The 19102-nt window shown below is 72.6% G+C and carries 23 protein-coding genes; 16 read left to right on the plus strand and 7 right to left on the minus strand.

The window, feature by feature from the left end; translation table 11 throughout:
• Positions 1 to 15 precede the first annotated feature (15 nt).
• The gene (locus ACZ7OH_RS38630; protein ID WP_470285420.1) at positions 16 to 1266 is read left to right on the plus strand and encodes a PP2C family protein-serine/threonine phosphatase; all 1251 of its coding nucleotides are present in this window, start codon (positions 16 to 18) and stop codon (positions 1264 to 1266) included.
• A 73-nt stretch (positions 1267 to 1339) separates the two neighbouring features.
• On the plus strand, positions 1340 to 1759 hold the full coding sequence (locus ACZ7OH_RS38635) for a DUF6292 family protein (protein ID WP_470285421.1): 420 nt from the start codon (positions 1340 to 1342) through the stop codon (positions 1757 to 1759).
• 85 nt (positions 1760 to 1844) lie between these two features.
• Here ACZ7OH_RS38635 and ACZ7OH_RS38640 read toward each other — a convergent pair whose 3' ends face one another.
• Complete coding sequence (locus tag ACZ7OH_RS38640) at positions 1845 to 2561, minus strand: hypothetical protein (RefSeq protein ID WP_470285422.1); 717 nt, start codon at positions 2559 to 2561, stop codon at positions 1845 to 1847.
• Positions 2562 to 2753: 192 nt separating this feature from the next.
• Between ACZ7OH_RS38640 and ACZ7OH_RS38645 the strand changes: the two genes are divergently transcribed.
• The 3 genes from ACZ7OH_RS38645 to ACZ7OH_RS38655 are packed head-to-tail and all read left to right on the plus strand — an operon-like array spanning position 2754 to position 4974.
• Positions 2754 to 3671, plus strand: a complete 918-nt coding sequence (locus ACZ7OH_RS38645) for an undecaprenyl-diphosphate phosphatase (RefSeq protein ID WP_470285423.1) — start codon at positions 2754 to 2756, stop codon at positions 3669 to 3671.
• Positions 3672 to 3697: 26 nt separating this feature from the next.
• Positions 3698 to 4063: a BlaI/MecI/CopY family transcriptional regulator gene (locus ACZ7OH_RS38650; protein WP_470285424.1), complete on the plus strand. Its 366-nt coding sequence runs from the start codon at positions 3698 to 3700 to the stop codon at positions 4061 to 4063.
• Entirely contained in the window at positions 4060 to 4974 is a 915-nt protein-coding gene (locus ACZ7OH_RS38655) for a M56 family metallopeptidase (RefSeq protein ID WP_470285425.1), read from the plus strand. The genes ACZ7OH_RS38650 and ACZ7OH_RS38655 overlap by 4 nt, the downstream gene beginning before the upstream one ends.
• Positions 4975 to 4980: 6 nt before the next feature.
• Here ACZ7OH_RS38655 and ACZ7OH_RS38660 read toward each other — a convergent pair whose 3' ends face one another.
• Positions 4981 to 6603, minus strand: a complete 1623-nt coding sequence (locus ACZ7OH_RS38660; protein WP_470285426.1) for an alkaline phosphatase family protein — start codon at positions 6601 to 6603, stop codon at positions 4981 to 4983.
• Positions 6604 to 6839: 236 nt separating this feature from the next.
• Between ACZ7OH_RS38660 and ACZ7OH_RS38665 the strand changes: the two genes are divergently transcribed.
• The 3 genes from ACZ7OH_RS38665 to ACZ7OH_RS38675 are packed head-to-tail and all read left to right on the plus strand — an operon-like array spanning position 6840 to position 9784.
• The gene (locus ACZ7OH_RS38665) at positions 6840 to 7877 is read left to right on the plus strand and encodes a glycosyltransferase (RefSeq protein ID WP_470285427.1); all 1038 of its coding nucleotides are present in this window, start codon (positions 6840 to 6842) and stop codon (positions 7875 to 7877) included.
• A complete protein-coding gene (locus ACZ7OH_RS38670; RefSeq protein ID WP_470285428.1) occupies positions 7874 to 8566 on the plus strand; it encodes a polysaccharide deacetylase family protein in 693 nt (230 codons plus the stop codon). Before ACZ7OH_RS38665 ends, ACZ7OH_RS38670 begins: the two co-directional genes overlap by 4 nt.
• A 45-nt stretch (positions 8567 to 8611) precedes the next feature.
• Positions 8612 to 9784, plus strand: coding sequence for an alpha/beta hydrolase (locus tag ACZ7OH_RS38675; RefSeq protein ID WP_470285429.1), 1173 nt, complete (start codon positions 8612 to 8614; stop codon positions 9782 to 9784).
• On the opposite strand, the gene ACZ7OH_RS38680 is transcribed toward ACZ7OH_RS38675, so the two are convergent.
• Entirely contained in the window at positions 9763 to 10032 is a 270-nt protein-coding gene (locus ACZ7OH_RS38680) for a hypothetical protein (RefSeq protein ID WP_470285430.1), read from the minus strand. The genes ACZ7OH_RS38675 and ACZ7OH_RS38680 overlap by 22 nt on opposite strands.
• 172 nt (positions 10033 to 10204) lie before the next feature.
• Here ACZ7OH_RS38680 and ACZ7OH_RS38685 point away from each other — a divergent pair, with 172 nt between their 5' ends.
• Genes ACZ7OH_RS38685 through ACZ7OH_RS38710 form a run of 6 tightly spaced genes read left to right on the plus strand, consistent with a single transcriptional unit; the run spans position 10205 to position 14927 of the window.
• Entirely contained in the window at positions 10205 to 11134 is a 930-nt protein-coding gene (locus ACZ7OH_RS38685) for an ABC transporter ATP-binding protein (protein ID WP_470285431.1), read from the plus strand.
• Positions 11131 to 11970, plus strand: coding sequence for an ABC transporter permease (locus tag ACZ7OH_RS38690; RefSeq protein ID WP_470285432.1), 840 nt, complete (start codon positions 11131 to 11133; stop codon positions 11968 to 11970). Before ACZ7OH_RS38685 ends, ACZ7OH_RS38690 begins: the two co-directional genes overlap by 4 nt.
• A 22-nt stretch (positions 11971 to 11992) precedes the next feature.
• On the plus strand, positions 11993 to 13243 hold the full coding sequence (locus tag ACZ7OH_RS38695) for a sensor histidine kinase (RefSeq protein ID WP_470285433.1): 1251 nt from the start codon (positions 11993 to 11995) through the stop codon (positions 13241 to 13243).
• Positions 13240 to 13914, plus strand: coding sequence for a response regulator (locus tag ACZ7OH_RS38700; protein ID WP_470285434.1), 675 nt, complete (start codon positions 13240 to 13242; stop codon positions 13912 to 13914). The genes ACZ7OH_RS38695 and ACZ7OH_RS38700 overlap by 4 nt, the downstream gene beginning before the upstream one ends.
• A gap of 33 nt (positions 13915 to 13947) precedes the next feature.
• The gene (locus ACZ7OH_RS38705; RefSeq protein WP_354817329.1) at positions 13948 to 14244 is read left to right on the plus strand and encodes a PadR family transcriptional regulator; all 297 of its coding nucleotides are present in this window, start codon (positions 13948 to 13950) and stop codon (positions 14242 to 14244) included.
• Entirely contained in the window at positions 14241 to 14927 is a 687-nt protein-coding gene (locus ACZ7OH_RS38710) for a hypothetical protein (protein ID WP_470285435.1), read from the plus strand. The genes ACZ7OH_RS38705 and ACZ7OH_RS38710 overlap by 4 nt, the downstream gene beginning before the upstream one ends.
• 70 nt (positions 14928 to 14997) lie before the next feature.
• On the opposite strand, the gene ACZ7OH_RS38715 is transcribed toward ACZ7OH_RS38710, so the two are convergent.
• The 3 genes from ACZ7OH_RS38715 to ACZ7OH_RS38725 all read right to left on the minus strand — a co-directional run bounded on the left by ACZ7OH_RS38715 (position 14998) and on the right by ACZ7OH_RS38725 (position 17502).
• Complete coding sequence (locus ACZ7OH_RS38715) at positions 14998 to 15462, minus strand: hypothetical protein (protein ID WP_470285436.1); 465 nt, start codon at positions 15460 to 15462, stop codon at positions 14998 to 15000.
• Between the two features lie 154 nt (positions 15463 to 15616).
• Positions 15617 to 16267, minus strand: a complete 651-nt coding sequence (locus tag ACZ7OH_RS38720; RefSeq protein WP_470285437.1) for a response regulator — start codon at positions 16265 to 16267, stop codon at positions 15617 to 15619.
• Positions 16255 to 17502 carry a sensor histidine kinase gene (locus ACZ7OH_RS38725; protein ID WP_470285438.1) on the minus strand — a complete coding sequence of 416 codons (1248 nt, stop codon included), beginning with the start codon at positions 17500 to 17502 and terminating at the stop codon, positions 16255 to 16257. Before ACZ7OH_RS38725 ends, ACZ7OH_RS38720 begins: the two co-directional genes overlap by 13 nt.
• A gap of 292 nt (positions 17503 to 17794) precedes the next feature.
• On the opposite strand from ACZ7OH_RS38725, the gene ACZ7OH_RS38730 reads away from it, so the two are divergent.
• Together ACZ7OH_RS38730 and ACZ7OH_RS38735 are read left to right on the plus strand one after the other, a co-directional pair.
• On the plus strand, positions 17795 to 18229 hold the full coding sequence (locus ACZ7OH_RS38730; RefSeq protein WP_470285439.1) for a hypothetical protein: 435 nt from the start codon (positions 17795 to 17797) through the stop codon (positions 18227 to 18229).
• A gap of 87 nt (positions 18230 to 18316) precedes the next feature.
• Positions 18317 to 18745 (plus strand): ATP-binding protein, encoded by a 429-nt coding sequence (locus ACZ7OH_RS38735; RefSeq protein ID WP_470285440.1) that lies wholly within the window; start codon positions 18317 to 18319, stop codon positions 18743 to 18745.
• A gap of 256 nt (positions 18746 to 19001) precedes the next feature.
• On the opposite strand, the gene ACZ7OH_RS38740 is transcribed toward ACZ7OH_RS38735, so the two are convergent.
• On the minus strand, positions 19002 to 19102 hold a 101-nt coding region (locus ACZ7OH_RS38740), incomplete at its 5' end, for a fasciclin domain-containing protein (RefSeq protein WP_470285443.1).

The following is a 19102-nucleotide window of genomic DNA, read 5'->3' on the forward strand; positions in this document are numbered from 1 at the left end:
CGGGTGGAGTTCCGGGTGATCGGAGTTGCCGTGGACGGTGTGGCGTTGGGACCGGGTGACGTGCTGGCGGCCGCCGAGACCGCCCCGCCCGTGGAGTCGGTCGAGGTCGTCGCCCGCGACCTCGCGAAGCGGCTGGGTGCCTTCGACGTGTCGTTCCTGCTGGTCGACCTCATCGAGGAACACCTGGTGCGCCTCACTTCGACCGCGCAGGACCCGAACGGACGCGACCCGAAGCCGGTCGAACTGCGGGACAGCGTCCACGAGCAGGTGCTGCGCACCCAGCAGCCGTGGCGGGTGGAGAACGACAGCGGGGTGCGGGCCGTGCTGCCGGTGACCAACCGAGGCGACTGCGTCGGTGTCCTGGAAGCGACGGTGCCCTTCTGCGACGAGGAAGAGCTGGCCCAGCTGGGGCAGGCCGCACACGCCCTGGCCTATGTCATCGTCACCGACCGCCGCTTCACCGACCACTACCACACCGGCCGGCGCACCACGCCGATGAGCCTGGCCGCGGAGATCCAGCACCAGCTGCTGCCCTCGGCCGCCTGCTGCGAGGCGGCCCAGTTCACCATCGCCGGCGCCCTGGTGCCCGCCGACGACATCGGCGGCGACACCTACGACTACGCCCTGGACCACGACACCCTGCACCTGTCGATCACCGACGCCGCCGGTCACGACGTGGCCTCGGCGCTGACCGCGACCCTGCTGGTGGGTGCGCTGCGCGGCGCCCGCCGCGCCGGTCGCGACCTGGCCGAGCAGGCGCGGCACGCCAACCAGGCGCTGCTCGACCACGGCGGCGAGGTCGCACTGGCGACCGGGCTGCTGCTGCGCGTGAGCCTGCGGACGGGCGATGTCGAGCTGGTCAACGCCGGACACCCCGCACCCCTGCTGCTGCGCGACGGTGCGGTCGAGCCGGTCGAGCTGGAGAGCGACCTGCTCTTCGGCGTCCGGCCGCACCAGTACCGGGTGCAACGGCTGGACCTGCACCCCGGTGACCGGCTGGTGCTGCTCACCGACGGCATGTTCGAACGCGACGCCGCCGACGCCGACCTGCCCGCCCTGATCCGCCAGACCGCCGGACTGCACACCAGGGAGCTGGTGCGGGCCGCGACCAGGGCCGTGACGCACGCCAGCCGCGGTCGCCTGCAGGACGACGCCACCGTGCTGTGCCTGGACTGGCACGGGACCGGGCGCACCGAACGCCAAGCCGACAACGGCGCCGACACCGACATCGCCTCCACGGCCGGCACCTCCGACGACCCGGTGTGACGACCGGCACCGCATCCGCGTCCACGGGCGGCACCGAGGCCACCGGCCGCGGCGGCCCTCTAGCGTGGCGGGCATGGAGCACCCCGAACCCGACACCAGAACCCTCGAACGCGGCTTGGGCGAGTACGTGCGCGCGGTGGCGGCCGCGGTCGGCGTCCCGGCCGAGAGCACGACGGTGGAGATCAGCGACACGGCCACCGCCTACCTCGGGCTGCCCCGGCGCTGGCTCGACCGCCCCGATCACGACGTGATGCTGGTGTGGAGCGAACGACGGGGCTGGTCGCTCGCGGTGGAAACCGGCCCCGCCGACGACCCGGTCGTCATCGCGCGCCACGGCGACGACCTCGTGCCGTCCCCGGGCGCGGTCGCGCAGTTCGTCGCCGACGCCGTCGCCGGCCACCACCCGGGCCAGGAGAACCCCGGCCCGGCGATGGCCGCGACCCGCACGTCGCTGGCCGAGAAGCTGAGGCCCTACCTCCACGACCCACGGTGAGCACTACGCCGCTGGTCGTGCCCGGCGATCCCTTGAACTCGGCGGGCTCCCGTTCCGCGTGAACGGCGCCCGCCGGGTGCGGGCGTTACTTGAGCACGCTGACCGCGCGGGCGATGACCAGCAGCGACGTCAGCAGCGCCGCGATGCTCTGCACCGCCATGAGCACCTTGGCCCGCGAGGACAGCGGCATGGTGTCGGTGGGGCTGAACGCCGTCGAATTGGTCACCGACACGTACAGGTAGTCCAGCAGGGCCGGCACCCAGTCGGACTTGACGCTGGAGCCCTCGGCGACCTCCTCGACGGTGTCGGCGTTCTCGTCCTGGGAGAACCGGAAGTCGGCCAGCGGCAGGTCGGCGCGGCCGGCCTGGGTGCGCTTGACCGGGCCGCCGCGGTCCAGTTCCCAGTAGGCCAGGCCGAACGCGATCACGTTCGTCAGCCACACCTGCAGCGCGCCCAGCAGCAGGGCCTGGCCGCTGTCGGCCGCGCCGGCGACCAGGTCGTGGATGAGCAGCGCGAGCGCCCCCAGGTTGGTGACGCCGATGACCACGACGAGCGACAGGGACACGACCCGGGAAAACCGGGTCTGCCGCGTGACGCGCCGCGGGTTGATCGCGATCAGCGGCACCAGCAGCACGATCTCCAGCGCGGGCACCACGAACCGGGGACCGACGAGCAGTTGTTCGGGCAGTGCCACGTAGAGCGCGATGGCCACGAGCGTCACGACGGCGGCCGGCAGGCGCGCCTCACCGCGGCGCTGGTGACGGGGATGACGGGTGCGGGCCGCGGCCCGATCGGCTGGCATGACGGCGAAGCTCCTGGGGAACGGCCGCTGACCGGCCCTTGTTCGTCGGGCGGCCAGCCTAGCGCGTGCCCGGCCGACGTCGAGGCCGGCGGCTGACGTGTCGCGGTTCCGTTCAGTGGCACCGAGTTCAGGCAACTTCTACGACCATGTAGTATTTGGGCGACCAAGACGCGCTCACCCCCGGAAGGCACCGTGCTGGACTACTTCGAAGCGATCGTCGTCGGTGCCTTCCAAGGCGTGACCGAGCTGTTCCCGGTCTCCAGCCTCGGCCACTCCGTGCTGATCCCCGCCGTGGTGGGCGGGCAGTGGGCGCGGGACCTGAACGTGTCCTCCCCCGAGTCGCCCTACCTGGCGTTCATCGTCGGCCTGCACGTCGCGACGGCGGCCGCCCTGCTGCTGTTCTTCTGGCGGGACTGGGTCCGGATCATCGGCGGGTTCGTCAGCTCGATCCGGCACCGCCGGATCCAGACCCCGGCGGAACGGCTCGCCTGGCTGATCATCCTGGCGACGATCCCCGTCGGCGTCAGCGGCCTGCTGCTGGAGCACCTGTTCCGCACGACGCTCGGCAAACCGGTGCCGGCGGCGGCGTTCCTCATCGTCAACGGCGTGCTGCTGTACCTGGCCGAACGCCTGCGCCGGCGGGCGGCCGCGGCCGAACCCGCGGTCGCCGAGCCGGCGGACGCGCCCGGTGCGGCGGAGGACGCCGACGTGAAGGCCGACGAACGGCTGTCCCGGATGTCGCTCGGCCGCGGCACCCTGATCGGCACCGCGCAGGTGCTCGCCCTGCTGCCCGGGATCAGCCGCTCCGGGGTCACGATGGCCGCCGGGCTGCTGCGCGGGCTCTCGCACGAAGACGCCGCCCGGTTCTCGTTCCTGCTGGCGACGCCGGTGATCCTGGCCGCCGGCGTGCTGAAGATCCCCGACCTGTTCGGGCCGCTGGGCACCGGGATCCACGGTCAAGTGCTCGCCGGGAGCGTGGCCTCGTTCGCCAGCGCCTACCTCGCCGTCCGGTTCCTCACCCGTTACTTCCACACCCGGACGCTGAGCCGGTTCGCGCTCTACTGCGTGCTCGCGGGCGCCGGCGCCCTGGCCGTGCTCACCCTTCGCTGATACGACAGCAGTGTAGATTCGGGAGTATGCGGAAGGAACCGGCGCGGCGCGCGCCCGGCACGCTCGAGGCCGAGGTGCTGGGCGTCCTGGGAAGCGCGGCCGAGCCCCTCACCCCCGCCGAAGTCCAGGCCCGGCTGGCGGACGACCTCGCGTACACGACCGTCGTGACGATCCTCAGCCGGCTGCACGACAAGGGCGCCGCGACCCGGGAGAAGCACGGACGCGCGTACCGCTACCACGCCGTCGACGACGAAGCCGGCCTCGCCGCCCGGAAGATGACGAAGGTCCTCGACGGCGAGCCCGACCGCGACAGCGTCCTCGCCCGGTTCGTCACCCAGCTGTCGGACTCCGACGAGGCCCTGCTGCGCACGCTCCTGCGCGGCAAGAAATGACCACCGACCTGCTGATCCCGCTGCTGCTGCCGCTCCTGGCGCGGCCCGCGGCCCAGCTGGTCGAACCCCGCCTCCCGCCGCGGACGGCGAGCTGGCTGCTCACCGGCGCCTGCCTGGTCCTGGCGGCCGGCAGCACCGCGGCGCTGGCGCTGCTCGCGTTTTCGGGCCTGTCGCTGCTGCCGGTGGTCGCCGACCTCGGCCACTGGTCGCCCCAGGCCCTGCGGGCCGAGAACGGGGTGGACGTCCCCGCGTCGATCGCGGCGGGCGCGGTTCTCGGCGTGCTCCTGGTCCTGCTGACGCGGGCCGTGCTCCGGTACGTGCGGTGGGCTCGGCGCCTCTCGCGTGAGCTGGACGCGCACGGCGGCGATGAAGTCGTGCTGCTGCCCGGTGAAGACGCGGTGGCCTTCGCCGTACCAGGGCGAGGCGGGCGCGTCGCGGTCTCCACCGGGATGCTCGCCGCACTCGACCCGCGGGAACAGTCCGCGCTGCTGGCCCACGAGCGGGCCCACCTCGCGTTCCGGCACCACTTGTTCCTGATCGCCTTGACGCTGTCGGTGACGCTGAACCCGCTGCTGCGGCCGCTGTGCTCGGCGGCGAGGTTCGCCCTCGAACGCTGGGCCGACGAAGCCGCGGCCCAGCGGATCGGCGATCGCACCGTGGTCGCGCACGCGGTGGCCAAGGCCGCCCTCGCCGGCCGCCCGCACCACGGGTTCGCGCTCGCCGCGACCGGCGGCCCGGTCCCCCGGCGGGTGTCGGCGCTGCTGACACCACGGCCGCGGGTCCGCGGCCGGGTCCCGGTGGCGTTGCTGAGCGCGCTGGTTGTCGGGCTCGCGGGCGTGTCCGCCGAGACCGCCCTCGACAGCGCGGCCGACCTGCACGACGGGATCGAGATCGCGCAGGTCGGCCGCTAGTTCCGGTCAGCCGAGGCCCGGCAGCACCCGCGTGCCTTCAGCGCGGACAGCCTGCAGCGCGCGGGGCTCCAGACCGAGCTGCGCCAGGATCGTCGGCGCGATCTGGGTCGTCGTCACCGGCGCGGAGATCGTCCGCCGATCGGTGCCGGGGCCGCTCACCACGAGCGGCACCGCCCGGTCGTCCGGGGCGACGCCACCGTGCTCGGCGATCTTCTTCGTCCCGCCGGTGTAGACGACGCCGTACTGCGCGACCCCGAACAGGTCGGGAACCCGGTCATCACCCGGGCGGGCCCCGAAGTAGCGCGCGGCGTCCGCGCCCGCGTACACCTGCCGCAGGCCTGAACTGCTGAACGCCTTGGGCGCACCCGCGCGGTCCGTGCCGGTTCCGTTCTGCGCCAGCAGGTAGCGCTTCGCGAACTCCGTGGCGGCCGGCGAGCGGTCGGCGAGCCAGAGCAGCATCGCGTCGTCGTCGGCCGACTGGACGACGAGGTCACCGGCGCCCGGGTGAGCGGCCTTCCAGGCGGCGTTCAGGCCGGCGAGCAGCTTGCCGTCGTCGACGCGGGTCAGGGCGCCCGGGTCGGTCGGTGACTGGCCGTGCTTCGCCGACAGGATGATCGTCGTCGTGCGGTCGAGGTGCCGGCGGCGCAGCCCGGCCACGAACGCGCCGATCCGGGCGTCGACGAAGTCCAGTGCCGAGGTCAAGACGGGTCCGGGCACCGTGCCGCCGGGCAGGTACCCGCCGGGCCGGCCGCCCGACATGGGCAGCTTCTCCGCCGTGGACACGGACTGGAAGTTGAGCCCGAACACCGCCGGCGTGCCGACGCGGTGGGTGCCGGAGTGGTCGTAGCCGTCGATCTCGTTGAGCACGGCCTGCGCCTTGTAGGCGTCGTACTGCTGGGTGGCGGCGTTGTCGGTGGTCCAGTCGCCGGTGCCCGACGGAGGCGTGCTGTTGATCTCCGGGGTGAACAGGTCCTGGATCCCGGTGCCCGAGGGTCCGTTCAGGATCTCGTAGGCCGGGTGCTTGTCCGACCACGCCGTCCGCAGGCCCGCGCGGCGGGCGACCTCGAAGACGGTGTTGACCTTGAGGTACTCGTGCGGCAGGACCGGGCGGCAGGTGTGCGGATCGACCGGGAGACCGGCCTGGTTCAGCAGGGTCTGCGGGGTGCCGGTCATGCGCAGCACCGAGTTCGGCAACCCGGTCAGGCCTTGGCCGGCGTCGAGCTTGCTCTGGTCACGGTCGAGGCCCTCGGTGAGGTCCACCTGCGCGCCGGGTCGCACGCCGGTGCACCGGGTGGTGCCCGCGGGCAGCAGGCCGTGGTTGTACGCGGCGTCGTAGTAGATCCCGGTGACGGCGGGATCACCGCCGGTCAGCTGGCCGATGAGGCCGGGGAACGAGTCCGACGGCACCGGCGTGCTCGCGCTGCGGTAGGCCGTCCCGCGCGCCAGCAAACCGGCCATCGCCGAGTCCGGGTGCCCGGCCGCGTACGCGACGAGATCGGCCTGGTGCATGCCGTCGACGGAGATCAGCAGGACGTGGCGCGCGTCGGCGGCCGTGGCGGTGGTCGCCGTGATGGGGAGCAGCGTCAGGGCGGCGAGCGCGGCCGTGGCGCGAATCCGTTTCCGGGTCAAGGTTCCTCCTCGTGCGAGCCCCGGGCAGGGCGTCCCCGGCATCCCACGCCCCCGATCCGGCCGTCAGAGGAGCACAGCGCGAACAGCAAGTGAACAAACAATTCTTGTCCATCCACAATGGATTTATCAAGGAACGGCAAAGTATCGCCCGCCACATCTTCCGCCGACGGGTCGTAAACCCCACTTTAATCTACGAGCGTGTAGAACTTCTACTGAATTGTCGTAGGAGGAGGATCATGACGCGCATCGTGATCGTCTCGGCGCGCGTGGGCGCCGGGCACGACGGAGCGGCTTACGCCCTGGCCGACCGGCTGACCGGCCATGACGTCGAGGTGATCGACTTCCTGGACCTCCTGCCCGGCTCGTTCGGCCGCCGTCTCTGCGCCTTCTACCACCGGCAGCTGGAGGTGGTGCCGCGCAGCTGGGACTGGACCCTGGCCGCGCTCGGCACCACCTGGGGCGCCGGGCTGGCCCGCCGGGCCGCCACCCTCGCCCGCGGCCGGACGGCCGACGCCCTCGACGGCGCCGACCTCGCCGTCTCGACCTACCCGCTCGCCACGCAAGCGCTCGCCGCCCTGCGCGGTCGCCGGACCCTGGCGGCCCCCCTGGCGGTGTACCTCACCGATCCCGCCGTGCACCGGCTGTGCGTGCACGCCGCGGCCGACCTGCACCTGGCCCAGAACCACTACGCCGCGGGCGAGGCCCGGGCGTTCGGCGCACCGGACGTGGCCGTGGCGGCTCCCCTGGTCGGCGGGCGGTTCCGGCCGCCCACGGCAGCGGAACGAACCGCGGCGCGGCGAGCCTTCGGCCTGCCGGATCGAGGCCGCCTGGCCCTGGTCGTCGCCGGCTCGTGGGGCGTGGGCGACGTCCGCGAGACTACCGCCGACGTCGCCGCGTCCGGCGCCGCGGTCCCGATCGTCGTCTGCGGCCGCAACACCGCGCTGCGCGAGCAGCTGGCCGCGTCTCACCGGCACGTTTTCGGGTGGGTCGAGGACATGCCCCGCCTGCTGCACGCCGTCGACGTGGTGGTGCAGAACGCCGGCGGGCTGACCACGTCCGAGGCCCTGGCCAGTGGCCTCCCGGTGCTGACCTACCGCTGCCTGCCCGGCCACGGACGGGCCAACGCCGTGACGCTCGACCAGCTCGGCCTGGTTCCGTGGCTGCACTCCCGGAACGACCTCGCCGCCGCTCTCCTCTCGGCCCGCCCGGACCACCGCCCCCAGCCGGCCACCGACGCGGTCCCGCTGCTGGAAAAGCTCCTGGAGGTCGCGTGAAAGCCGTCCTGGCGGCCGCCGCCGTCGCGCTCGCCGCGCACGCCGCGCCCGCGGCCGCGTTCCTGCCGGGCCCGCGACGCGCCCTGCTGCCGCGTCTGGCGGGGTCCACCGAGCCCGGCCGGGTCGCCTTGACCTTCGACGACGGCCCGGACCCCGCCTCGACCCCGCAGTTCCTGCGCGTCCTGGCCGAGCACGACGTGCGCGCCACCTTCTTCGTTCTCGGCGCCGAGGTCCGGAAGTCGCCGGACGTCATCCGGCAGATCGTCGCCGACGGCCATGACCTGGGCGTCCACGGCTGGGATCACCGCTGCCTGCTGCGGCGCACACCCCGCGCCACCCATCGCGACCTCCGAGCCACCCGCGATCTGCTGCACCACCTCACCGGCACGCCGCCGCGCTGGTTCCGGGCGCCTTACGGTGTTTTCAGCACCGCGTCCCTGGTCTCCGCGCGGCAGCTCGGGCTCACACCCCTGCTGTGGAGCACGTGGGGCTTCGACTGGACCGAGAGCTGCACGCCGGAGTCGATCCACCGCCGGGTGGCCGCGAACCTCGGCCGCGGCGGCACGATCCTCCTGCACGACAGCGACGTCACGACCGGCAACGGCGCGTGGCGCGCCACCCTCGGCGCGCTTCCCGCGATCATCGCCGACTGCCGCGGTCGCGGCTTCACCTTCGGACCACCGACGTGATCGGTTACTACGTGTCGCGTAGTACGCGCCGTGTACTATCGCGGCATGGCTCGCGTGCTCCGGGTTCTCCTCGTGCTGGTCCTCGCCGTGGTCTTGCTGAGCGGCGGCTACCTCGGGTACGTCGCCGTCCGCGCGTCCCGGCCGGTCACGCTGCCCACCCCGGCCGGGCCGTACGCGGTCGGCCGCACGATCGCCGAGTGGACCGACCACACCCGCGACGATCCCCTGGCTCCGCACCCTGGCACACCAAGGCGCCTGTCCGTGTGGTCGTGGTACCCCACGACGGCCGTCGCGGGCCCGAACCCGGCCCCGTACACCCCCGGCCCGTGGGCGGGGCTGCACATGGGCGCACCGATGGGCTGGGGCGAAACGAGCTTCGACGAAGTCCGCACCCATTCGACCGCCGACGCGCCGGCGGCCGCGGGGCGGTTCCCCGTGGTCGTCCTGGAACCCGGCCTCGGCTTCGCGGCGCCGCAGTACACCGCCTTCGCGGAATCCCTGGCCGGCCGGGGGTATCTGGTCCTGGGCGTCACGCCCACCTACAGCGCCAACCTGACCGTGCTCGACGGCGCCGCGGTGCCGCCCACCGAAGCGGGCAACCCACCGGTGTTCGACGCCGCGGACCTGCACCAGGGTGCGGCCCAGGCCGCGGGCGACCGGCTGGTCGACGTCTGGGCCGCCGACGCCCGGTTCGCCGCGTCCCAAGCGGCGGCGAGCCCGCTCGCCGACCCGGCCACGACCGTCTACATCGGTCACTCCTTCGGCGGCGCCGCCGCGCTGGAGGCGTGCCACTCCGATCCGCACTGCGCCGGGGCGGCCGACCTCGACGGAACCCAGTACGGCGCGGTCGTCCACAGCGGACTCACCAAACCAGTGCTCCTCGTCGGCAGCGAAAACTCGCGCGTCACCGGGATGTGCCTTCCGGCGGCACCCGCCGACCGAGCGGATCAAGACACCGCGCGGACCATGCTGGCCGCGAGCAGCGGCCCGGCCTGGCGCTACCGGATCCGCGGCACCGAGCACTTCGACTTCAGCGACTACAACGCCTACTACCTCGCCGCGCCGATCCGGTCGGCGCTCGCCCTCGGCGACATCGCCGGCTCCGAAGCCCTCACCATCGTCGACGCCTACCTCGGCGCGTTCGCCGACCACGTGACACGCGGCGAACCCGAGCCGCTGCTCACCGGCCCGCCGCCCTATCCCGAAGTCGAACGGTGAGTTCGGCGGTCCCGCAACGACAACCACGCCAGGACAACGGAGACCGGCGGCGCGAGCACGGCCGCGGCCCGCGCCGCCCGCACCGGAACCCCGGCTCGCACCGGCGGAAAGCCCGGCGGGACGGGCGGTGGGGCGAAGCGCAGCCGGGCGTCCAGGTGGTGCCACCGGTGCACCTCCAGGTACATGATCCGCCAGCTGCCCGCCCAGATCGCGAGTGCACCCGCCAGTACCCAGTCTTCCGACTTCATGACGCCACTCTCGCACGAGACGACCACGCAGCGGCAAAGATGCGACTTGCGGCGTACGGACTACGCCGCAAGTCGCACACCTGCGCCGCACAGATCGCCCGTCAGACCGTCGATCCCGCGGCCACCGCGGTCCTAGGGTTCGGCCACGCACCGCCGGAAGGACGAAACACTCATGATCGAAGCACGTGCCGTGTCGAAACGCTACGGCGAGAAAACCGCCGTCGACGACCTCACGTTCACGGTGAAACCCGGTGTGGTGACCGGGTTCCTGGGTCCCAACGGGGCCGGCAAGTCCACGACCATCCGGATGATCATGGGCCTGGACGCGCCCACGTCCGGCACCGTCACGGTCAACGGCAAGGCCTACCGCAAGCACTCCGCGCCGCTGCACGAGGTCGGGGCCCTGCTCGAAGCGAAAGCCGTCCACACGGGACGATCCGCCTACAACCACCTGCTCGCCCTCGCGCTGAGCACCGGGATCCCCCGGCGGCGGGTCGACGAGGTCATCGAGCTGGTCGGCCTGGAGGGCGTCGCCCGCAAGCGCGTCGGCGGGTTCTCCCTCGGCATGGGCCAGCGCCTCGGCGTCGCCGCGGCCCTGCTCGGCGACCCCTCGACCCTGGTGCTCGACGAGCCGGTCAACGGGCTCGACCCGCAGGGCATCCTGTGGATCCGCAACCTGCTGCGCGGCCTGGCCGCCGAGGGCCGCACCATCTTCGTCTCCTCGCACCTGATGAGTGAGATGGCCTTGACCGCCGAGCACCTGATCGTGATCGGCAAGGGCCGGCTCATCGCCGACACCTCGGTCGAAGAGTTCATCCAGCGCGCGTCGAGCCGGGTCGTGCGGGTGCGCACCCCGGAGGCCGAGCGGCTGCGCGACCTGCTCGCCGGGCCGGGGGTCAGCGTCACCAGCCTGGCACCGAGCCTGCTCGAGGTCAGCGGGCTCGACGGCGCCGAGGTCGGCCGGATCGCCTGCCGCGAAGCCGTGCCGCTCGAAGAGCTCACGCCCGTCCAGGCCTCCCTGGAGCAGGCGTTCATGGAGCTCACCGACGACGCCCTCGAATACCGGGTCTCCCCCGCCGCCCAGGAAAGGTCCGCGTCATGACGACCACCACCGCCCCGGCCGCCAGCGGCGGTACGCGGGCATCGCTGCCGGACGACCTCGCGGTGACGCCCGTGCGGGTGCTGCGCTCGGAATGGCTGAAGTTCCGCACGGTCCGGTCCTCACCGCTCGCGGTCGCGGTGACCGTGGTCGGGATGATCGCCCTCGGCTGGATCTTCTCCGCCGCCGACGCGAGCCGCTGGCCGGTCATGCGTCCCCAGGCCAAGGCCCACTTCGACCCGACCGACGTCAGCCTCCGCGGCTACGTCCTCGCGCAGCTGGTGCTCGGCGTGCTGGGCGTGCTCGTCGTTTCCGGCGAGTACGGGACGGGGATGATCCGCGCGACCTTCTCCGCCGTCCCGACCCGGACGCCGGTGTTGTGGGCGAAGCTCGTCATCTTCGCGGTCGTGTCGTTCGTGGTGGGCACGATCAGCTCGTTCGCCGCGTTCCTCGGCGGGCAGGCCTTCCTCAGCTCCCAGCACATCGAGACGACGCTGTCGGCGCCCGGCGTGTTCCGGGTGGTGTTCGGCGTCGGTCTCTACCTGACCGTGGTGGGCATGCTCGGCGTCGCCCTCGGCTGGCTGATCCGGCACACGGCCGGCGCCATCGCCACCCTGTTCGGCCTGCTGCTGGTGCTGCCGGGGATCGCCGACGCGCTGCCGGACAGCTGGGCGCCGCACATCGTGCCGTACCTGCCGAGCAACGCCGGCCAGGCGTTGATCACGGTCCGCCCGGACTCCGCGATGCTCGCGCCATGGACCGGCTTCGCGGTCTTCTGCGCCTACGTCGCCGTCGCGCTCGTGGCGGCGGTCATCCTGCTCGATCGCCGCGACGCCTGAGGCGATGGAGGATGATGGCGGCGTGAGCGACGCGGGTGCGGCGTGGCCGGTCTCCGAACACGGCCTGGTCAGCGGGTGGCCCGGAGCCGAGGGGCTCCGGAGCTGGGCGCGCCGTCATCCCGTGGCCGCGGACGTGCTGCTGGCGTGCGCGCTGCTGCCGCTCGCCCTGGCCGTCGAGCACCGCGGGGTCGCGCCGAGCGCCCGCCCGGTCTTGTTCGTGCTCGGTGTCCTGCTGGTCTCGACGCTCGCGTTCCGCCGTCGCCTCCCCCTGACGACCCTGGCCGCGTCCAGCGCCTTCGCGCTGGTCCAGGGGTTCCTCGGCCCGCCGTTCCCGCCGACCGTGATCGCGGTGCTCGTCGCCGTCTACACGGTCGGCGGGCACACCGGGCGCCGCCGCGCCATCATCGCGGTGGCGGCGCTCGGTGTGGTGATCGCGGTCGTGGTCTTCCGCACCGACGAGCTCGCCGAGTCCGCCGCCCGGTTCGTGTTCGCCGCCGCCGTGGTCGTCGCGGCGTTCGTGCTCGGCGTGAACGTGCGGATGCGCCGGGTCTACCTGGCGTCGCTGCGGGACCGGGCGCTGCGGGCCGAACGCGAACGCGACCAGCAGTCGCAGATCGCGGCCGCCCGGGAACGCGCGATCATCGCCCGCGAGATGCACGACATCGTCGCGCACAACCTCTCGGTGATGATCGCGCTGGCCGACGGCGCCGCCTACGCCGCGCGGACCGACGCCGGCGCGGCCGAGACCGCGTCCCTGCACGTGTCGGCGACCGGACGGCAGGCGCTCGACGAGATGCACCGGCTGCTCGGCGTGCTGCGCGGCACCGGCGGCGAAAGCCCGCGCACGCCGCAGCCCGGCGTCGCGCAGATCGACGACCTCGTCAACCAGGTCCGCACCACCGGCCTCCCGACGTCGTGGACGATCACCGGCGAACGGTTCCCCTTCTCCCCCACCGCCGGGCTCACGCTCTACCGCGTCGCCCAGGAGGCGCTCACCAACGTGCTGAAACACGCCGTCCGGCCGTCGGCCGCGCGGATCCGGCTGACCTACGCCGACCCGGTCGTCACCCTCGAGGTCGACGACGACGGCGCCGGATCCGGCCACCACCCCAGCCCGTCGGCCGGGCACGGCCTGAGCGGCATGCGCGAACGCGTCGGCGTCTTCGCCGGGGAAGTCACCGCCGGGCCGCGCCCGGGCGGCGGCTGGCGGGTGACCGCCCGGCTCGAACCGGGGCGCGTCCCCGGTGACGTCGGATCGGCGGCCGGCACGTGATCAGCATCCTGCTCGTCGACGACGACCCGTTGCTGCGCTTGGGTTTCCGGCTCGTCCTGGAGTCCCAGCCGGACTTCACGGTCGTCGGCGAAGCCGCCGACGGCGCCGCCGCGGTCAGCCGCACCGCCGAGCTCGACCCCGACGTCGTCCTGATGGACGTCCGCATGCCCGGGATGGACGGGATCGAGGCCACCCGCGAGATCGTCCGCGCGCACGCCCGCTCCCGGGTGCTGATCCTGACCACCTTCGACGTCGACGAGTACGCGTTCCCCGGGCTCAAGGTGGGCGCGAGCGGGTTCCTGCTGAAGAACGTCCCGCCCGAGGACCTGATCTCCGCGATCCGCGCCGTCGCGAGCGGCGACGCGGTCGTCGCGCCGAGCGTCACGAGACGGCTGCTGGACGCCATGGCCGACCGCCTCCCCGACCCGGCGGCGCCCCCGGGGACCCCGGTCACCGAACGCGGCCTCGACCGGCTCACCGAACGCGAGCTCGAAGTCCTCCGCAAGGTCGCCCGCGGCCTGTCCAACGCGGAGATCGCCGACGAGCTGGTGCTGTCGGAGGCGACCGTGAAGACCCACGTGGGGCGCATCCTCAACAAGCTCGAGCTGCGTGACCGGGTCCAGGCGGTGGTCCTGGCCTACGACGTCGGCTTGGTGGTACGTCGCACGTAGTACGCTGAACGTACTACCGCGGAGGAGCCACGCATGCCGAACGACGCCCAGATCCTGGTGCTCTACGCGCTGACCGACGGGCCACGGCACGGCTACGCGATCAACACGGCCATCGACGAGCTCACCGGCGAACGGCTCGGACCGGGCAGCCTCTACGGCGCGCTCGCACGGCTGGAGGCGAAGGGCCTGGTCGAGGCGCTCGACGGCGAAGGCCGGCAACGTCCGGTACGGATCACCGAGCAGGGCCGCGCCGTCCTGGAACGCGAGCTCCGCGCCATGGCCCGGGTAGCCGACGCGGGCCTGCGCCGCCTCGGCGTCCGGCCGGCATGACCGAGGCGTGGCTGGTCCGCCTCTACCCCCGCGCGTTCCGGGAGCGCTGGGGTGCCGACCTGGCGGCCGAGGTCCGGGCGAGCCCGCGGTCGTGGCCGAACGTGCTGGTGAGCGCGATGGGCATGTGGCTGCACCCGGCCGCGTGGCCTGCGCGCTCCCCGGCCCAGCGCCAAGCCCGGGTCGCCGCGATGGCCGTCATGGTGACGGGCATCGGCTGGTTCGCGGCGCACCTGGCGGTCGAAGACACCCGCGCTCTCCCCGGGGTGCTCGACGGCTGCGCGGTCGCGGTGCTGGCCGGCCTGCTGCTGGTCGCACCACGACCGGCCCTGGCCGCCGGGCGACGGCTCGCGCTCCGGCTCCTGGCACCGGCCGTGCTGGGCATCGCCGTGGTCGCCGTGGTCCACGGCATTCCGGGTTCCTTCCCCCAGCCGTTCCGGCTTGCGCTGCTCTGGAGCTGGTGGGGATCGTGGGCGCTGGCGGTGATCCAGGTCGGCCGGACGGTGGCCGAACTGGCCGTGACACCGAACCCACGCGCGTTCCGCCTCGGCATCCGCCTGCTCGCCGCATCCGCTGCCGCCATCGGCGCGACCGAGCTGATGGTGGCGGCGACCGGGCCAGCGTGCTTCGGGGTGTGTCTGCTCTCCGCGTCGTGGTTTGTCCGCCCTCCGGAGCCGGCGCTCTGAGCGGTGGCCCGATGCGCCTCAGCGCACCCCTCCACGCTCTGCACCTGCGCACTCAGCTCGCCGACGATGCCTAGTCGTCCTGCGCTGGGTAGAGGATCGGGTCGATCTCGGCAAGGGCGGCGATCAGCTGATCCGCGCCGCAGCGCACCTGCGCGTCGGGGTCGCGGGCCAGCACCTCGCATACCCGCACAGCCGCGTCCCGGTCACGCGCAAACACCATGAACACGTCACGTACAGCACTGTGAATCCAGTCAATCTGGCTGGGAGTGTGATGATCAGGGCCCACGGCGGCGAGCGCTGAGGCGACTACCGCGAGCCCGGCCGGGTCTTGACGCCGGAGCAAGGCCTCCGCCGTCACACGGGTGACGAACGTGTCGCGGTCGTCGAGTACGAGCTCCAACAACGTTCCCCGGGCCTCGGGCATCTCGGCGAAGCTGGCCAGGCCCCGACCTGCGTCCGCCCTGTCGCGATAGTCAGGGCTTCCCGCAAGCTCGATCAGTGCCGCCACCACAGCGCGTCTTGCCTCGTTGCTCATCGACGCAGTCTTCCGCGACCAACGCGAAAGGCCCATCCATTTCCCGCCAGAGCCGCGACACGCCCGACCTACACGCCTCCGCCGAGATTCTGATACGCGACCGCATCGCGGAGACTCGAATGAATGGGCGGCTTGGTGATCGCGGAGGGGAAGGTCAGGCCCGGGACGCTCCGAGGAACCGCAGCACGGCCAGGACGCGGCGGTGGTCCGCGTCGACCACGGGCAGATCGAGCTTGGCGAAGATGTTGTTGATGTGCTTCGCCACGGCGCTCTCGCTGACCACCAGCGCCTGCGCGATGCCGGCATTCGAGCGCCCCTCGGCCATCAGGCCGAGCACCTCCCCTTCGCGGGGGGTCAGCCGCGCGAACGGGTCGCTGTCGCGCCGCAGCAGCAACTGGGCGACGACCTGCGGGTCCAAGGCCGTGCCCCCGTCCGCCACCCGCCGGACCGCCGCTACGAAGTCGGCGACATCGGCGACCCGCTGCTTGAGCAGGTAGCCCACACCGCTGGTGTTCGCCGACAACAGGTCGGCCGCGTACCGCTCCTCCACGTACTGCGAAAGCAGCACCACCGGCGTCCCCGGCCAGCGCCGACGGATCTCCATCGCCGCCCGCACCCCCTCGTCGGTGAAGCCGGGCGGCATCCGGACGTCGATCAAGGCGAGTTCGGGCCGGTGCTCCGCCACTGCCGCCAACAGCCCCTCCGCGTCGCCGGCTTCCGCGGCGACCTGGAACCCGCCCATCTCCAGCACCTTGATCAGGCCGACCCGCAACAACACCGAATCCTCGGCGATCACCGCGCGCACGGCAGCTCCGCGGTGATGGTGGTGGGGCCGCCGACGGGGCTGCTGACGTGGAAGGCCCCGTCGAGGGAGCCGACCCGCTTGGCCAGCCCGGTCAGTCCCGTGCCGGCGGCGGCGTCGGCACCGCCCAGCCCGTCGTCGGTAACGCGCACTCGCAGCACCTCCCCGACCTGGCGGACGATCACCTCCGCACGCATCGCGTCGGCGTGCTTCGTCGCATTGGTCAGCGCCTCGGAGATCACGAAGTACGCGACTGACTCCACGGTGGGCGCCACCCGCTCCTCCAGATCGACCCGCAGCCGCACCGGCAGGGGCGTGCGGGCGGCCAGCCCGGACAACGCCGCGTCCAGACCTCGGTCGTCGAGCACGGCCGGGTGCAGCCCCCGCACCAGGTCATCGAGTTCGGCGATCGCTTCCTTCGCCTCCAGGTGCGCTCTCTCGATCACCTCGCGGGCATCACCCGGCAGGTCCGGGCGGGAGGCAATCGCCAGACCCAGGTTGACCGCGAGGGACACCAACCGCTGCTGGGTACCGTCGTGCAGGTCGCGCTCGATCCGGCGGCGCTCCGCGTCGACGGCCTCGATCAAGTCGGTCCGGCTCACGGCCAGCTGATCGACCCGCTCCTGGAGCCGCTGCGCCCGGCTGGGCCCGAGCAGGCCCGACGCCAGCCGCGCCTCGGCCCTGGCTACTGCCCGCACGGTCCAGGGCAGGGCGCACAGGAGGACGAGCCCAGCCGCCGTGTAGGCAGGCAGCTGGGTCAGGTAACCGAACCAGTCCTGGCGGATTCCGGTGGGCAGCGCCCATGACCAGGCGTAGGCGCTGACGCCCGCCAGGCACGCCGCTGCCACCGCGAGCACCAGCAGCTCCAGCAGCGCGAGCAGCGGGCCCAGCACGAGGTGGTAGCCGATCTTGCGCCACGGCCGCGTCGCCGCGAGCAACCGGGCGATCGAGGCCCACGTCCATCGTTCCGGCGCGGTGGGGGCGAGCCGGGGGATATCAACACCGATGAGCACCCGGTGGCGAGCCCGCTGAACGGCCGTCAGCACCGGGGTGCCCAGCAGGACCAGGGCGGCCGACACGGAAACCGCAAGGAGCCAGTTCCCCGTCCTGGCGGTGGTCGTCGCCGCCCAGGACCACACGGGCACCAGTGCCAGGTGCGGCAGCACACCGGCGGCGAGAAAGCCGGTGTCCCGCTGCGCCCGGAGGACCGTGCGCCTCAGTCCGGCTGGAATCGTCATGGCACGACGCTAGGGCACCGCAGGAGGACGGTGCCAGGAAACCTGCACCCGATCTCATGGTGAACCTAGTACCACCTGTTGATCTTGACCTGTGGGCGGGCAGCATCTCGGGTAGGTAGCTGATCGAGACCGGGCCGACGGCGCCATCACGCGGGCGCCCGGGTCGATGCGGTAGCAAGCACCACCACGAAGTCGGAACCACGGGCTACTGATCTCGGCAGGCCGCGGCGGCAAGGTTTTGCCGCAGGGCCGCCGACGCCGGCGGCATCACGACTTCGGTGGAGGAATTCTCATGACCGTTCGGACGATGCCCCGGCCGCCACGCACGACGAGGTCGCGGGATGCCCGGGCGCGACCCCGGACCAGCTGGGCGCCCAGGGTGCTCGGCGGGGTCGCCGCGGGCTTGGTGCCGTGGGTGTTCGTGCTGGGCCGGTCCCTGCCCGAGACCACGCAGGTACGGCACTGGCCGGCCGCGTGGATCGGACTCGACCTGACGGTGGCGCTCGGCTGCGCGACCACCGCGCGCTTGTTCCACCGCGGCGACGACCGCGCCCGCCTGTCGGCATCAGCCGTCGCGGCGCTCATGGTGATGGACGCTTGGTTCGACGTCCTCACCGCCCAGGCCGGCGCCGAATTCACCCAGGCCATCGCCTGCGCGGTTCCGGAACTCGCCTTGGCCGGCCTGTGCACGTGGGTCGCCCTGCGCAACGCCGAAAGGGAGTCATGACGATGAGAGCACCACCGGCACCAATCCGATCGCCGAGCCGGCCCGAACCCGACGTGGCGTGGTGTCGAGGGAAGGCCGGTTCCAGTGATGGATTTCGACGAGGACTTGGCGGGTCTCACTCGCCGGCTCGCCGGCGCGGCCGAAACCGTGGTACCGCTGGCTGATCTTCCGGATCTGCGTGCGGTCCGGGCCCTCGTCGCCGAGTCGCTGGCCTTCGGTGCGGGCGCCGGCGACAGGTTCGGGGCAGTTCTCCTCGTGATCGACGAACTGGTCGGCAACGCCTACCGGCACACCGCCGCAGCACGCGAACTGCACGTCACCCGCACTGGCGAGAACCTGATGGTCGAAGTCAGCGACCACGATCCGGACGTCGCAGCGGTGCGAACGGGCACCGGCCGCCACGGACTCCGGCTGGTCGGCCAGCTTTCCCTCGATTGGGGCGTACGAGCCGACAGCGACGGCAAAGTCGTCTGGGCGCTGGTGCCGATCAGGCTCTTTCCCGCGCTGTGGTCCTGATCGTTCCGTACCGACGGGAGGCCGGCCGCCGCCACAGCTCTGGAGTGACAAAGCCGTGGCGGCGACCGGCGGGACACCGCCGCTTGTGGCGTCCCCCGCCGGCGGACCTCCTGCGACCCGCCGACAGACCACAGTCGCTGCCCGCTCCCCCAATCCCGCGGCGGGCAACGAAAACAGCCGCTCCGGCTCCAGGAGGTAAGTGGAGCCGGAGCGGCCGTCGACACCGGGCCACCCGTCGGCGGCCCGGACGCTGGTGTCAGTTCTTGTTGGTGCCCGGGGTCAGCACCTTGTCGATCACGAAGACCGTGGCGTTCTTCGTGGGGATGTTGCCGCACAGGATCTTCGCGCCGTTGACGG

The sequence above is a fragment of the Amycolatopsis sp. NPDC114478 genome (assembly GCF_055633805.1).